This window comes from Romboutsia maritimum, assembly GCF_002251085.2.
GTDB classification, from domain to species: Bacteria; Bacillota; Clostridia; order Peptostreptococcales; family Peptostreptococcaceae; genus Romboutsia_B; species Romboutsia_B maritimum.
The window spans coordinates 1-16,915 of record NZ_NOJZ02000016.1 but is presented as its reverse complement, the minus strand read 5'-3'; the positions used below and the strand labels follow the sequence as shown (position 1 = coordinate 16,915).

General features: G+C 27.6%; 12 protein-coding genes. All 12 read left to right on the top strand.

Features of this window, described 5'->3' with window-relative positions:
* The first annotated feature begins 20 nt into the window (after positions 1–20).
* The 12 genes from CHF27_RS09215 to CHF27_RS09165 all read left to right on the top strand — a co-directional run bounded on the left by CHF27_RS09215 (position 21) and on the right by CHF27_RS09165 (position 16,711).
* Entirely contained in the window at positions 21–1,046 is a 1,026-nt protein-coding gene (locus tag CHF27_RS09215; protein WP_095406541.1) for a BMP family lipoprotein, read from the top strand.
* Positions 1,047–1,293: 247 nt separating this feature from the next.
* Complete coding sequence (locus tag CHF27_RS09210; protein WP_095406540.1) at positions 1,294–2,631, top strand: NCS2 family permease; 1,338 nt, start codon at positions 1,294–1,296, stop codon at positions 2,629–2,631.
* 258 nt (positions 2,632–2,889) lie between these two features.
* Complete coding sequence (gene purE / locus CHF27_RS09205) at positions 2,890–3,366, top strand: 5-(carboxyamino)imidazole ribonucleotide mutase (protein ID WP_095406539.1); 477 nt, start codon at positions 2,890–2,892, stop codon at positions 3,364–3,366.
* A 5-nt stretch (positions 3,367–3,371) separates the two neighbouring features.
* Positions 3,372–4,070 (top strand): phosphoribosylaminoimidazolesuccinocarboxamide synthase, encoded by a 699-nt coding sequence (purC, locus tag CHF27_RS09200; protein WP_095406538.1) that lies wholly within the window; start codon positions 3,372–3,374, stop codon positions 4,068–4,070.
* 11 nt (positions 4,071–4,081) lie between these two features.
* Positions 4,082–5,443, top strand: a complete 1,362-nt coding sequence (purF, locus tag CHF27_RS09195) for an amidophosphoribosyltransferase (protein WP_095406537.1) — start codon at positions 4,082–4,084, stop codon at positions 5,441–5,443.
* On the top strand, positions 5,443–6,519 hold the full coding sequence (gene purM, locus CHF27_RS09190; protein WP_095406536.1) for a phosphoribosylformylglycinamidine cyclo-ligase: 1,077 nt from the start codon (positions 5,443–5,445) through the stop codon (positions 6,517–6,519). Before purF ends, purM begins: the two co-directional genes overlap by 1 nt.
* Complete coding sequence (gene purN / locus CHF27_RS09185) at positions 6,513–7,106, top strand: phosphoribosylglycinamide formyltransferase (protein ID WP_095406535.1); 594 nt, start codon at positions 6,513–6,515, stop codon at positions 7,104–7,106. Before purM ends, purN begins: the two co-directional genes overlap by 7 nt.
* Positions 7,099–8,631: a bifunctional phosphoribosylaminoimidazolecarboxamide formyltransferase/IMP cyclohydrolase gene (gene purH / locus CHF27_RS09180; RefSeq protein WP_095406534.1), complete on the top strand. Its 1,533-nt coding sequence runs from the start codon at positions 7,099–7,101 to the stop codon at positions 8,629–8,631. The genes purN and purH overlap by 8 nt, the downstream gene beginning before the upstream one ends.
* A 10-nt stretch (positions 8,632–8,641) precedes the next feature.
* Positions 8,642–9,892, top strand: a complete 1,251-nt coding sequence (gene purD / locus CHF27_RS14455) for a phosphoribosylamine--glycine ligase (RefSeq protein WP_243444986.1) — start codon at positions 8,642–8,644, stop codon at positions 9,890–9,892.
* 24 nt (positions 9,893–9,916) lie between these two features.
* The gene (locus CHF27_RS09175; protein WP_243444985.1) at positions 9,917–13,762 is read left to right on the top strand and encodes a phosphoribosylformylglycinamidine synthase; all 3,846 of its coding nucleotides are present in this window, start codon (positions 9,917–9,919) and stop codon (positions 13,760–13,762) included.
* Between the two features lie 341 nt (positions 13,763–14,103).
* Positions 14,104–15,975: a molecular chaperone HtpG gene (gene htpG / locus CHF27_RS09170; RefSeq protein WP_095406533.1), complete on the top strand. Its 1,872-nt coding sequence runs from the start codon at positions 14,104–14,106 to the stop codon at positions 15,973–15,975.
* Between the two features lie 253 nt (positions 15,976–16,228).
* Complete coding sequence (locus CHF27_RS09165) at positions 16,229–16,711, top strand: DUF4829 domain-containing protein (protein ID WP_095406532.1); 483 nt, start codon at positions 16,229–16,231, stop codon at positions 16,709–16,711.
* Positions 16,712–16,915 lie beyond the last annotated feature (204 nt).

The following is a 16,915-nucleotide window of genomic DNA, read 5'->3' as shown; positions in this document are numbered from 1 at the left end:
TGGCAACGGAGGAATAAATTATGAAATTTAAAAAATTAATATCATTATCATTAGTTACAGTATTATCAGCATCACTTCTAGTTGGATGTGGTAAAGAATCATCAGAGAAAGCTGAGAAAAAGACTTTTAAAGTAGGTATGGTAGCAGATGTAGGTGGGATAAATGACGAATCTTTTAATCAATCTGCTTACGAAGGATTACAACAAGCTAAAAAAGATTTAGGAATAGAAATAAAGGTTGTAGAATCAAAACAACAATCAGAATATATGCCTAATATAGAAAGCTTAGTGGATGAAGGTCTAGATTTAATAATAGGTGTAGGAAACACTATGGTGGATGATATAAAGACAGAATCTAAAAATTATCCAGAACAAAAATTTGCTATAATAGACGAAACTTACGATGAAATACCTAAAAATGTAACTCCGATATTATTTAAAGAAAATGAAGCAACATATTTAACAGGACTTATAGCTGGAAAAATGACAAAAACTAATAAAGTAGGATTTTTAGGTGGTATGAACAACCCAATTATATCTAGATTTGAATATGGATATAAAGCTGGAGTAAAAACAGCTAATGAATCAGCAGAAGTAAAAACTCAGTATGCAGGGACATTTGGAGATGCAGCTAAAGGTAAATCAATAGCTAGTCAATTATATAGCAATGATGTAGATGTTATACTTGCAGCAGCAGGTGGAACAGGATTAGGTGCAATAGAAGTAGCTAAAGAACAAAATAAATATATAATTGGTGTTGATAGAGACCAAAGTAGTTTAGCTCCTAAAAATATATTAACATCTGCTTTAAAGAAAGTAAATGTAGCTGTATATCAAACAGTTAAAGAATTAGCAGATGGAAAATTAGAAGGTGGAGTTGAAAAAGTATATGGATTAAAACAAGATGGTGTTGGAATAGCAGATAATACTGCTAAATTAATACCAGAAGATGTTTTAACTTATGTAAATGATCAAGTTAAGAAGATAAAATCTGGCGAACTTGTAATACCATCAAATGAAAAAGAATTTAATGAATTTGGTAAATAAATAATAAAGCAATAAATTTGTTTATATAAAAATTTAATATATATTTAACCTTAACACTTTACGAAAATATGGTATCTATTAATTTAGATACCATATTTTTTTATTAAAAAACGAACTATTAAATAAAAAAAAATAAAAAATGTTCAATAAATCTTGAAAATATATGAACTATATATTATAATATAATCTATAATATTAATATATAAACGAACTTTAGAAGGCAAAAATAAAAAAATGGAGGTATTTCATGCAAGTAGCTGATAATAGCAATAATATTAAATTTTTAGAAAAAATATTTAAGTTATCTGAAAATAACACAAATGTAAAAACAGAAATAATAGCAGGTATAACAACATTTATGACAATGGCATATATACTAGTTGTTAATGCAGATATACTTGGATCTACAGGAATGGATAAGAGTGCAGTATTTGCAGTAACAGCAATATCAGCATTTATAGGTTGTATGGCAATGGGACTTTTAGCTAACTATCCAATAGCTTTAGCTCCAGGTATGGGCCTGAATGCATTCTTTGCATATACAGTAGTTTTAAGTATGGGATATACTTGGCAGTTTGCATTATGTGCAGTTTTAATAGAAGGAATAATATTTATAATACTTACAGCAACCAATATCAGGGAAAAAATACTTAATTGTATACCATCAGTTTTAAAATATGCAGTTACAGCTGGAATAGGACTTTTTATAACACTTGTAGGATTATCAAATTCAGGAATAGTTGTTCATGGAGATACTATACTACAGTTAGGAAATGTACATGATCCATTAGTATTATTAACTATATTAGGATTAATAATAGCATCAGTACTTATTGCTAAAAATGTAAAAGGAGCATTTCTTTTAGGGATGGTAATTATATCAGTTATAGGAATGGTTGCAGGATTAGTTGAATTACCTAAAGCAATAATATCTTCAAGTATACCATCGATAAAACCAGTATTTTTACAGGCTTTAACAGTTCCTATGAATCAAATAATTAGTTTTGATATGGTAGTAGTAGTATTTACATTCTTATTTGTAGATTTGTTTGATACAGTTGGATGTTTAGTAGGTGTAGCATCTAAAGGAAATATGTTAGATGAAGAAGGTAATTTACCAAATGCTAAGAATGCATTGTTTGCAGATGCAATAGCAACAACAGCAGGAGCATTATTAGGAACATCTACAGTTACATCATATGTTGAAAGTGCTTCAGGAATAAGTGAAGGTGGAAGAACAGGATTAACGGCAGTTACGACAGGTGTTTTATTCTTATTATCATTATTCTTTGCACCTATATTTGTATCAATTCCAACTCAAGCAACAGCTCCTGTACTTATAATAGTTGGAGTTATGATGGCAAGTTCTCTTACTAAAATAGATTTTAATGATTTTACAAATGCGATACCAGCATTTTTAACATTTGCTATGATGCCACTTGCATACAGCATAGCTGATGGAATAATATTTGGAATAATATCTTTTACAATATTAAAATTTGCAACAAATAGAAAAGAAGAAGTAAATATATCTTTAATAATACTATCTATATTATTTATATGTAAGTTCGTATTCTTAAAATAAATAAACTAAAATGAGTTGTCCCAAAGTTAAATTTGAGACAACTCATTTTTTATATAGGAAAATTGATATTTATTTAAATAGTATAAAAAAATTTAAGTAGTATAAGAATATTTAAATAGCATAAAAATATTTTTTAAAAATTTAAAATATGTGTTGCTAAAATACGTATTATATTATAATATTTAAATATAAAGTTCGTACAATAAAACGAATATTTTCGGTTTAGAAAAAGAATAAATACAAGAAAGGGGCAATCTAATGAAAGTAGCAGTAGTTATGGGTTCAAAATCTGATTATCCTAAAGTAGAAGAAGGAATAAGTCTACTTAAAAAGTATGAAATAGAAGTTATAACTAGAGTATTATCTGCACATAGGACACCAAAACAACTAACACAATTCTTAGAAGAAATTGAAAATGATACAGACGTAATAATAGCGGCCGCTGGAAAAGCTGCACATCTACCTGGAGTAATAGCATCACAAACATTAATACCGGTAATAGGGTTACCGATTAAATCATCTACAATGGATGGATTAGATTCACTTTTATCAATAGTTCAAATGCCAAAAGGAATACCTGTAGCAACTGTAACAATAGATTCAGGATTAAATGCAGCATTATTAGCACTTCAAATAATGAGCTTAAAATATCCAAAATTAAAAGAAGGTTTAAAGTTATATAGAGAAGAAATGGCACAGAAAGTATTAGAAGATGATAAAAATCTAAGGGGGTAATAATAATGTTATTATATGAAGGAAAAGCTAAGAAAGTATATTCTACAGAAAATGAAAATGAATATATCGTATTTTACAAAGATGATGCAACAGCATTTAATGGAGAAAAGAAAGCTCAAATTTCTTCAAAGGGAATATTAAATAACAAAATATCAACAATAATATTTAAAATGTTAGAAGAAAATAACATTGATACACATTTCATAAAAAGCATATCAGATAGAGAAATGTTGGTTAAAAAAGTAGAGATACTTCCATTAGAAGTTATAGTAAGAAATATAACAGCAGGTACTTTTTGTAAAAGGGTAGGGATGGAAGAAGGAATAGTATTAGATGAACCAATATTTGAAACTTCTTATAAAAATGATGATTATGGCGATCCACTAATAAATGATGACTATGCAGTAGCTATGAAATTAGCTACAAGGAAAGAATTAAAATTTCTAAGAGAAGAAACATTGAAAATAAATGAATTAATGAAAGAGTTTTTCTTAAAAATGAATTTAAAATTAGTAGATTTTAAAATCGAATTTGGTAAAGACTCTAATGGAAATATAATATTAGCTGATGAAATTTCACCAGACACATGTAGACTTTGGGATGTAGATACAAATGAAAAGTTGGATAAAGACAGATTTAGAAGAAATTTAGGAGATCTTGTAGAAGGATATGAAGAAGTTCTTTCGAGAATGAAAAATCTTTAGGAGGAGATCTAATGTGTGGAATTATAGGAATTTATTCAGATAAAAATATATCAAAAGAATTATATTACTCTTTATATTCTATGCAGCATAGAGGTCAAGAAAGTTGCGGAATAGCTGTTCTAGATGGAGAAAATATTAATTATAAAAGAGATATGGGCTTAGTCGGAGAGGTATTTAAAGAAGATGAATTATCTAAGTTAAAAGGAAATATGGGTATTGGTCATGTTAGATATTCTACAGCAGGCGGAAGTCATATGGCAAATTGTCAGCCGTTAGTAGGGAGTTGTAGAAAGAGAAAATTAGCATTAGCTCACAACGGAAACTTAGTAAATGCGAATTATTTAAGAGAAATGTTAGAAGAAGAAGGATATATGTTTCAAGCTAATTCAGATACAGAAGTGATTTTATATATACTTGCTAGATATTATAAAGGAGATATAGTAGAAAGTCTAAAGATAACTATGGACTATATAAAAGGAGCATATTCACTTGTAATAATGGGAGAAGATGAATTAGTAGCAGTTAGAGATCCACATGGATTTAGACCTCTTAAATTAGGTAAAAAAAACAATGAGTATATATTTGCATCAGAAGATTGTGCAATAGATATACTTGGAGGAGAAATTATAAGAGATGTAGAACCCGGAGAAATTGTAGTAATTAAAGATGGGAAGATGAAATCTTATTTTTATTCTGAGAATTATAAACCATTAAAGAAAAGCTGTATATTTGAACATATTTATTTTGCAAGAAATGATGCAACAATTGATAATGTAAATGTATATAATTTTAGAGTTAAATGTGGTGAAATATTAGCAAAAGATGAAAATATAAATGCAGATATAGTTGTTCCAGTACCAGATTCAGGATGGGCAGGAGCAATAGGATATTCTAATGCGAGTGGCTTGAAAGTTAGTGAAGGATTAGTTAAAAATAGATATGTAGGTAGAACATTTATAAAACCTACTCAAGAAGAAAGAGAAATAGCAGTAAAAATCAAATTAAATCCATTATCAACAGTAGTTAAAGGAAAATCAGTAGTTTTAGTAGATGATTCAGTTGTAAGAGGAACTACTTCTAGACAGATAATTCAATCATTAAGAGAAGCTGGAGCAAAAGAAATACATTTAAGAGTAACTTCTCCTCCAGTTCAATATTCTTGTTACTATGGAATAGATACACCGAATCGCTCAAAACTTATAGCATCTAACAATAGTTTAGAGCAAATGAGAGAATTTATTGGATGCGATACTATTAAATTTTTAGATATAGAAGGAATGCTTGATGCTACAGAACATAAATGTACATTCTGCAAAGCTTGTTTTGATGGAGATTATCCAGTTAAGAAAATTGATAAGGAGGAATTATTATAATGCTAACTTATAAACAATCGGGTGTAGATATAGATGAAGGAAATAGAGCGGTAAATCTTATAAAAGGAAAGATAAAATCAACTTATGATAATAATGTAATAGGTGATTTAGGTAATTTTAGTGGATTATATAGTTTAAAAGATTTTGTATCTATGAAAGAGCCAGTTCTACTTTCATCTACAGATGGGGTTGGGACTAAACTTAAATTAGCTCAAATGATGAATAAACATGATACGGTGGGCATTGATTTAGTAGCAATGTGTGTTAATGATTTAATATGCCAAGGAGCAAAGCCTTTATTTTTCCTGGATTATATAGCTACAGGAAAATTATTAGCAGAACAAGTTGAACAAATTGTCGGAGGAATAGCAGATGGATGTAAATTATCTGGATGTTCATTAATTGGAGGAGAAACAGCTGAAATGCCAGGAATGTATTCAAAAGATGAATATGATTTAGCTGGATTTTCTGTAGGAATAGCAGATAAAGAACATATAATATCAGGTCAAAATGTTGAAAATGAAGATGTTTTAATAGGAATATCATCAAGTGGTATTCATAGCAATGGTTTTTCTTTCATAAGAAAAATATTTTTAGAACAGTACAATTATAAGTTAGAAGAATATCTAGAAGAATTAAAAATGACATTAGGAGAAGCACTTTTGACTCCTACGAAAATATACGTTAAATTAGTTATGGAACTAATGAAACACTATGAAATAAAGTCTATAGCTCATATAACAGGTGGAGGATTAATAGAAAATATACCAAGAGTTATACCTAAAAATTTAGGTATAGATATAGATAAAAATTCTTGGGATAAACCACCTATATTTAAGATGATAGAAGGTTTTAATTGTATAGAAGAAAGAGAACTTCATAAGAGCTTTAACATGGGTATTGGATTAGTATTAATCGTTAATAAGGAAAAGGCAAATGAAGTGTTAACATATATAAATAATAGAAACTATGAAAATGAACTAAATCTAGATGGTAAATATACAGAACTTTTAAAAGACAAAGCTTATATAATAGGAAAAGTTGTAGACACTCATGAAGGAGTAAAATTATGTTAAATATAGGTGTTTTGATATCGGGAGGAGGAACCAACTTACAAGCAATTATAGATGCAACTTTATCTGGAGAGATAAAAGGAAATGTAAAGGTTGTGATATCAAATAAAGAAGATGCCTATGGACTTAAAAGGGCTAGAAAAAGCAATATAAATGCAATTTATGAAACAAATGAGAGTAATATAATCAACATTTTAAAAGAAAATAAAATAGATTTAATTGTTTTAGCAGGATATTTAAAAATAATTAATTCTAATTTTGTTAATGAATTTAAAAATAAAATTATAAATATACATCCATCATTAATACCTTCATTTTGTGGTCAAGGTTATTATGGAGAAAAGGTACATCAAGCAGTAATTGATTATGGATCAAAAATTACAGGAGCTACAGTTCATTTTGTAGATGAAGGAGCAGATACAGGACCTATAATAATGCAAGATGTAGTGAGAGTAAGAGAAAATGATACTGCAAAATCATTAGCTAAGAGAGTATTAAAGATAGAACATGAAATTTTAATAAGAAGTGTAAGTCTTTACTGTGAAAAAAAACTAAATGTTCAAGATAGGAGAGTGTTTATAAATGAGTAAAAGAGCTTTAATAAGTGTGACAGATAAAAGTGGTGTGGTTGAATTTTCTAGAGAATTAAATAATCTTGGATATGAAATTATATCTACAGGAAATACATTTAAGAAGCTAAAAGAAAATGGAATAAATGCAATTCAAATAGATAAAGTTACGAAATGCCCAGAAATATTAGATGGAAGAGTTAAAACTTTAAATCCGTATATACACGGTGGGATTTTATATAAAAGAGACAATCAATCACATGTAGATACTGTAAAAAATCATAAAATAGAATCAATAGATTTAGTAGTTGTAAATTTATATGACTTTGAAGGAACATTAAAAGCAGGAAAAAATCATGATGAAATTATAGAAAATATAGATATCGGTGGACCTTCTATGATACGTTCAGCGGCTAAAAATTATAAAGACGTAACTGTTGTTGTAGATATTAATGATTATGATTTAATAATAGAAAAACTAAAAACAAATAATTTAACTTTAGAAGATAAAAAAAGATTAGCATATAAGGCATTTTCAATAACTGGAAGATATGACGCTCTTATATCAAGTTATTTTTCTGAAGAATTAGAAGATACTTATCCAGAAATATTAAATTTAACTTTCCAAAAAGAGCAAACTTTGAGATATGGAGAAAATCCACATCAAAATGGAATTCTATATAAGCAATCAAATGCAAAAAATCCTATATTAAATTATGAACAATTAAATGGTAAAGAATTATCTTTCAATAATTTAAACGATCTACATGGATGTTTAGAAGTCATGAGAGAATTTAAAGATAGTGATAAAGTAGTTTCAGTAGCTATAAAACATACTAATCCTTGTGGAGTAGGTTTAGGCGAAAATACTTTTGAAGCATATACGAAATGTTATGAAGCTGATGAAGTTTCAATATTTGGAGGAATAGTAGGTATAACTTCTATAATAGATAAAGAAACAGCTCAAAAAATGAGTGAAATTTTCTTAGAAATAGTTGTAGCATATGATTTTACATCAGAAGCATTAGAAATACTTAAGAAAAAGAAAAACTTGAGAATATTAAAATTATCTAAAATAGAATCTAGTTTACAACCTTATGATATGAAATATATAGATGGAAAATTATTAATTCAAGATAAAAATAATGATTTAGTAAATGAGTATGAAACTGTAACAGAAATAGAGCCTACAGCACAGCAACTTAAAGATATGGAGTTTGGAATGAAAGTAGTAAAAAATATGAAATCTAATGCGATAGCTATAGTAAAGAATAATCAAACATTAGCATTAGGATGTGGTCAAACTTCAAGAATATGGGCTTTAAAAAATGCAATTGAAAATAATAGTGAAAAAGAGTTTACAGGAGCAGTATTAGCATCAGATGCATTTTTCCCATTTGATGATTGTGTGACTTTAGCGAATAAATATAATATAAAAGCAGTAGTTCAACCAGGTGGTTCAATGAATGATAAAGACTCAATAAATGCTTGTAACAAATATAGTATGTCAATGGTGTTTACAGGGATAAGACATTTTAAACACTAGGAGGGATAAAATGAAGATATTAGTAGTAGGTGGTGGCGGTAGAGAGCACGCTATATGTTGGAAATTAAAAAATGAAAAAGATGTAGAACAAATTTATTGTGCACCAGGAAACCCAGGTATATCTAAAATAGCTAATTGTATAGATATTAAAGAAGATGAAATAGATAAGCTTTTAAATTTTGTAAAAATGAATAAAATAGATATGACTATAGTGGGACCAGAAGTTCCTCTTGTTATGGGAATAGTAGATATATTTGAAAAATCAGGACTTAAAATATTTGGACCTAATAAACAATGTGCTCAGTTGGAAGGAAGCAAGTCTTTCTCAAAGGAATTTATGATAAGACACAATATTCCTACTGCAAAATATAAAGAGTATATAGACTTAAATAAAGCAATGAATGAAATAGATGAATTTGGGTATCCAGTTGTAATAAAAGCAGATGGATTAGCATCAGGAAAAGGTGTTGTTATAGCTGAAAATAAAGAACAAGCACAAGAAGCACTAAAAGAAATGATGGAAGATAAAAAATTTGGAGATGCAGGATTAAAAATAGTAGTAGAAGAATTTTTAAAAGGAACAGAAACATCTATATTAACATTTGTTGATAATCATACAATAACTCCTATGGTAAGTGCAAAAGACCATAAAAAAGTTAATAATTATGAAATAGGATTAAATACTGGAGGAATGGGGACTTTTTCGCCAAGTGAAGTTTATACAAAGAAATTATCAGAAGAGATAGAAGAAAAAATATTATCTAAAACATTAGAAGGATTCAAAAAAGATAATTTAGATTTTAAAGGAATCTTGTTTGTTGGTTTGATGATAACAGACAAAGGACCTAAAGTGCTTGAATACAATGTTAGATTTGGAGATCCTGAAACTCAATCAGTTTTATTTAGACTAGATACAGATTTAAATAAAATAATGAGTGCTATTATTGACAATAACTTAAAGAATATAGATATTAATTATAAAAAAGAAGAGGTAGTATGTGTAATGCTTACATCAGGAGGTTATCCTGAAAAATATGAAAAAGGCAAGATAATAACGGGTCTTGAGAATTTAGATAAAGACATAGTAGTGTTTCACAGTGGAACTAAAATTATAGATAATAAATTAGTTACTAATGGTGGAAGAGTAATAGGTATAACGGCGAAAGCAGAAACAGTTGAAAAAGCAGCTAGTAAAGTATATGAAAATATAAAAAAGATAAGTTTTGAAAATATGCATTATAGAACAGACATAGGAATTTAATTTTTCTAAGATGGAGGAATAAGCATGTTAAATACTATAAGTGTTAAATCTAGTGTCAAAAGAATATTTGTTCAAAAAAGAAAAGGGTTTGACCTTGAAGCCATGGCATTAAAAAAGGATATAGTAGAAAGTTTGCACATAAATAGTATAGATAATTTAATGATTTTAAATAGATATGATATAGAAGGTATATCAAATGAAGTTTATGAAAATGCTGCAAGAACAATATTTTCTGAACCTAATTTAGATATAGTTTATCATGAAGATATAAATGAGTTATTAAAAAAAGAAGAAATTAGTATATTTGCAATAGAATTTCTCCCAGGTCAGTATGACCAAAGAGGAGATTGGGCATCTCAATGTATTCAGATAGTAAATCAAGGAATAAGACCAATTATAAACACAGCAAAAATTTTTATTATAAGTGGAAAACTAACTCAAGAAGAACTTACAAAAATAAAAAAATATTGTATAAACCCAGTGGATAGTAGAGAGGCTTCTTTAGAAAAACCAAAAACACTTAAGATTAAAAGTGATGTACCTACATCTGTAGAAACTATTGATAAATTTATAGATTTTACAAAAGAAGAATTAAAAACATTTATAAAAGATAGAGGTCTAGCAATGACACTTCTAGATTTAGATCATATACAAAAATATTTCAAGAATACAGAAAAAAGAAATCCTACTATAACTGAAATAAAAGTACTAGATACTTACTGGTCAGACCATTGTAGACATACTACATTTATGACAGAAATAGAAGATGTTAAGATAGAAAGCGGTAAATATACAGATGTAGTAAAAGATGCGTATAATATGTATCTTAACTCAAGAAACAAAGTATATATAGATAAGAAAAAAGATATTTGTTTAATGGATATAGCTATTATAGCAATGAAAGAATTAAAAAAAGAAGGTAAGCTAGAAGATTTAGATGTAAGTGAAGAAATTAATGCTTGTAGTATAAATGTAGATGTAGATATAGATGGAAAAAAAGAAGAATACTTAGTTATGTTTAAAAATGAAACACATAATCATCCAACTGAAATTGAGCCTTTTGGAGGAGCTGCAACTTGTCTTGGAGGAGCAATAAGAGACCCGTTATCAGGCAGAAGTTATGTATATCAGGCAATGCGTGTAACAGGAAGTGCAGACCCGAGAATTTCTTTAGAAGATACATTACCAGGAAAACTTACACAAAAGAAAATAACTACACAAGCTGCAAATGGATATAGCTCATATGGAAATCAAATAGGATTAACAACAGGACAAGTAGCTGAGGTTTATGATAAAGACTTTGCAGCTAAAAGGATGGAAATTGGAGCAGTTATAGCAGCAACGCCTAAAGAAAATGTAGTAAGAGAAAGACCGAAAGAAGGCGATATAATAGTTCTTCTTGGAGGAAAAACAGGAAGAGATGGATGTGGAGGAGCAACTGGATCATCTAAAGAACATAGTGAAGAATCAATAGTTACTTGTAGTGCAGAGGTTCAAAAGGGAGATGCTCCTAATGAGAGAAAGATACAAAGATTCTTTAGAAATAAACAAGTTGCACAAATGATAAAAAGATGTAATGACTTTGGAGCAGGAGGAGTTTGTGTAGCTATAGGAGAAATTGCAGATAGCTTAGATATAGATTTAGATTTAGTTCCTAAAAAATATGATGGATTAGATGGAACTGAAATTGCAATATCGGAATCACAAGAACGTATGGCTGTTGCTATAAAAAAAGAAGATAAAGAAAGATTTATAGAATTAGCAAGAGAAGAAAATTTAGAAGCTACTCATGTTGCAACAGTAACTGATACAGGATATTTAAGAATGTTTTGGAACAAAAGGGCTATTGTAGATATAAATCGAGAATTTTTGGATACAAATGGAGTTAAACAAACAACTAAGGTTCATGTAGAAAAAGTAGAGGAAGATAAAAATTTCTTTGGTGAACAAAATCAATTATCAAAATTACCTAAAATAGAAATGGATAAAGAAGGTAACTTACGTAAAATTAAAGAAAAATTTATGGAAGTATTGTCAGATTTAAATGTTTGCTCACAAAAGGGATTAGTTGAAAAATTTGATAATACAATAGGTTCAAATACAGTACTTATGCCATTTGGAGGTAAATATCAATCAACACCAGCACAAGGTATGGTAGCAAAAATACCTGTACTAGATGGAGAAACTGATACTTCAACTATAATGACATATGGGTATAATCCTAAGATAGGAAAATGGAGTCCATTCCATGGAGCTTTATATTCAGTAGTAGATTCTGTGTGTAAAGTTGTGGCTATTGGGGGTAACTATAAAAATATTAGATTAACATTACAAGAGTATTTTGAAAAACTTGGGGATAATCCAAGTAAGTGGGGAAAGCCATTTGCATCTCTTTTAGGGGCGTATTATGCACAACATATGCTTGAAATACCTGCAATTGGGGGAAAAGATAGTATGTCTGGTACGTTTAAAGACATAAATGTTCCACCAACACTTGTATCTTTTGCTGTGGATACTGTGGATGCAAAACATGTTATTTCTCCAGAATTTAAAAAAATTAATTCGAAAGTTGTAATTTTATCAACAGATAGACTTGAAAATGAAGTTATAGATTTTAACTTATTAAAAAGAAATTTAGATAAGGTAAATGAGCTTATACTAGGTGAAAAAGTATTATCAGCATATGCTGTAGGCTATGGTGGTATTGGAGAAGCTATAAGTAAAATGGCATTTGGTAATAAAATAGGATTTAGATTTAGTGAAGAAGCAAATAAAATTTATGATGATTGTGATAAATTGTTTGTTCCTAATTATGGACATATAATTTTAGAGTTAAAGGATGATGATTTAAGTATATTAGAAGGATACAACTATATTCTTCTTGGAAGAACTATAAATAGTGAAAGTATAGTTGTAAATAATGAAGAGTTATTATTGAAAGAATTGTATAGTGCTTATTGTGAAACATTAGAACCTATATTTCCAACTAAATCTAAAGAAATAAAAGATAAGATAAATACAATAAGTTTTATTTCTAAAAATAAAAAAGTTAAATCATCCATAAGTATAGCAAAACCAAAAGTATTTATACCGGCATTTCCAGGTACAAATTGCGAATATGATTCAGCGAAAGCATTTGAAATAGCTGGAGCAAAATCTAGTGTAAAAGTATTTAAAAACTTAACATATAAAGATATAGAGCAGTCAATAGAAACTATAGTACAAGAAATAAAATCATCCCAGATAATCATGCTTCCTGGTGGATTTAGTGCAGGAGATGAACCTGATGGTTCAGGTAAATTTATAGCAACTGTATTTAGAAATCCAAAGGTAAAAGAAGCAGTAAATGAGTTTTTAACAAATCAAGATGGATTAATATTAGGTATTTGTAATGGATTTCAAGCTCTTATAAAGTTAGGATTATTACCATATGGAGAAATTAGAGATATAGATGAAAGTTCGCCAACTCTTACTTATAATAATATAGGAAGACATCAAGCTAAAATAATAAGAACAAGAATCTCATCAAATAAGTCACCTTGGTTATATCAAACTAGTGTAGGAGATACTCATAGTATAGCAGTATCTCATGGAGAAGGAAGATTTGTGGCAAGTGATGAATCTATGAGAAAGTTAATAGCAAATGGACAAATTGCAACTCAATATGTAGACTTTAGTAATGAAGCTACTTATGATATAGAATTTAATCCAAATGGATCAAAATATGCTGTTGAAGGAATAACTAGTATAGATGGAAGAATATTAGGTAAAATGGGACATTCAGAAAGAATTGGAGAAAATGTATTAAAAAATATATTAGGGGAAAAAGATCAAAAAATATTTAAATCGGGTGTTGATTATTTTATGTAACTAAGTCAGTTAGAAGTAGTTTTATAAAGGGACTGTCTCAAAATAGAATTTTGTGATTAACATATCACTTGGGCTGAGTATAAGTTCTCCTCCATGCAGGTAAAAAACATACCTGCAAATGTCGGTGGAATTTATATCTCACCCCTTCGCTAGGTTAATTCACAAAATTATTATACTTTTGGGACAGCCCTTTTGTTTTATCCGTATTTTTATAAAAAAAATTAGCACTCAATGCTTGACTGTGCTAACAAATATGCTACAATAATAATTATAAAATGGAATTACATCCATAAAAAAGGTATAAAGATAAAATATATACTTTAAATCAAGGAGGGTTAATTATGTCAATTCAAAAAGGTAATATATCAATACATACTGAAAATATTTTTCCAATAATAAAAAAATGGCTATACTCTGATAAAGATATATTTATCAGAGAGCTTATAAGTAATGGTTGTGATGCAATAAGTAAATATAAAAGACTCATAACTTTAGGCGAAATAAATGAAGAAGAGGCTACAAAATATAAAATTATAGTAGCTGTAAATAAAGACAAAGGTACACTTAGTTTTACTGACAATGGAATAGGTATGACAGAAGAAGAAGTTCAAAAATATATAAATCAAGTTGCTTTTTCTGGAGCTGAAGATTTCTTTAATAAATATAAAGATAAAATGGAAGAAAATAATGATATAATAGGACATTTTGGATTAGGGTTTTATTCTGCATTTATGGTATCTAAAAAAGTTCAGATAGATACACTTTCTTATTTAGAAAATTCAACACCTATTAAGTGGGAATCTGAGGGTGGTATTGAATATGAAATATCTAAATCAGAAGAAATAAAACATAGGGGTACAAAAATAACACTATTTATAGATGATGATAGCAAAGAGTTCTTAAATGAATACGAGGTAAGAAAAGTAATAGATAAGTATTGTTCTTTCTTGCCAGTTGAAATTTATATAGAAGATGAATCTAAAAAAGAAGATGAAACAGAAAATAAGGAAGTAACTCCTTTAAATGATATAAATCCATTATGGACAAAATCACCAAAAGATTGTACTGATGAAGAATATAAAGATTTTTATAGAAAAGTATTTAATTCATTTGATGAACCATTATTTTGGATTCATTTAAATGTAGATTATCCATTTAATTTAAAAGGAATACTTTATTTCCCAAAATTAAAGAATGAGTTTGAACTTGTAGAAGGTAAAGTGAAATTATATAACAATCAAGTTTTTGTTGCTGATAATATAAAAGAAGTTATTCCAGAGTTTTTACTTTTATTAAAAGGTGTAATAGATTGTCCGGATTTACCATTAAACGTTTCTAGAAGTTTCTTACAAAATGATAGAGATGTAAGTAAAATATCTAAGCATATAGTTAAAAAAGTAGCAGATAAGCTAAAAAGTTTATTTAAGAATGAGAGAGAAGAGTATAATAAATTCTGGGATGATATCCAAGTATTTATAAAATATGGGTGCTTAAAAGATGAAGGATTTTATGATAAAATAAAGGACTTTATATTGTTTAAAAATATAAGTGGGGAACATATAACACTTAAAGATTATTTAGATAAGTGCAAGGAAAAACATGAAAATAAAGTATTTTATATAAGTGATGAAAAACAACAATCTCAATATATTAAGTTATTTAAAGAATATGATTTAGATGCAGTAGTATTAAATTCTACTATTGATAATCATTTTATGTCATTTATAGAATTTAAAGAAAATGGAGTGAAATTTAATAGAATAGACTCAGATATTTCTGATGTGTTAAAAGAAAAGGAAGAAACTGAAGAAAATAAAGAAAATAAATCAAAGATATTAGATTTATTTAATGAAGTTATAGGTGAAAAAATTAAAAATTATTCTGTTGAAAGTCTTAAAAATGAAGAAACACCAGCTATAATACTTGTATCAGAAGAATCAAGAAGAATGGCAGAAATGCAGACGAGATTTTCTGGATTAGATTTAGGAATGAACTTTGAGGAAGAAAAAACACTTGTAATAAATGAAAACAATCCTATTATAAAAAAATTGGTATCAATTAAAGAAGATGAAAATAAAAAAGAAGATATAAAATTAATATGCAATCATGTACTAGATTTAGCATTGTTAGCTAATAAAGAATTAAGTACAGACGAATTAGATTTATTTATAAAAAGAAGCAATGAATTAATGAGTAGAGCAATACTACTTTAAGATATATAATTACAATTCTATACTAAAAAAGCTGAATTAAAATAAACTTTATTTTTATTCAGCTTTTTTTAGTTTTTCTAACATCTAATGAATGATAGACATACCTTATTAATACATTTTATTAATTGTTATTTTCTAATGTTTGAGCATTTACAAAATCCTCCATTAATAATATTATATTAATAATATAGTAAAGAAAATAAAAATTACAATATTTTTGAAAAATATTAAAAAGGTCAAAGGAGAAGTTTCTATGAGTAAGAAACAAAAAATATGTATATTATCACTAGCAATAATAGTTTTTGTAGGAGGACTTTTTATTAAACAGAAAAAACAAACAGATTGGGAAAATAATCCTGAAAAAGTTATTGAAAATTACTTTAAATTTCAAAATAACCATGATATCGATAAATTGAGTGATTGTTATTTGAAACAACCCTATAATGGATCATATAAGTTGTCCAAAGAAGAATTAAATAATATAGAAAATACTAAGGTAATAAAAATAGAACTATTAAAAAATGAAAATACATACAAAGGTGATTTAGATATATATAACCAGTTAAATCCGAATAATTTAATAGAAAAGGAAGATATTAAAATTTATTCGGTATCTTATTATATTAGATTTAAAGATGATTCAAATACACCTATTAAGAATGGGGAAGATCAAGTTTTTTTTACTATAGTAAAGGATAAAAATTCTGATTGGAAAATTTTCACTATAGAAATGTGATTAATTGATTATGGTAAAATCTATCTTAAATAATTAAAAAATTTATTTTTAAATTTATCTATTATTTCACTAGTTCTTCTAAAATTACTATATTATAAAGGTTTATTTAAAAATATGTCTAAATATATAAAGGGATGTAAAAAATGGGGGAAAATATTATAAAGTTTATTGGTAAAGGGAGATTTTATGAAAAAAACAATTATT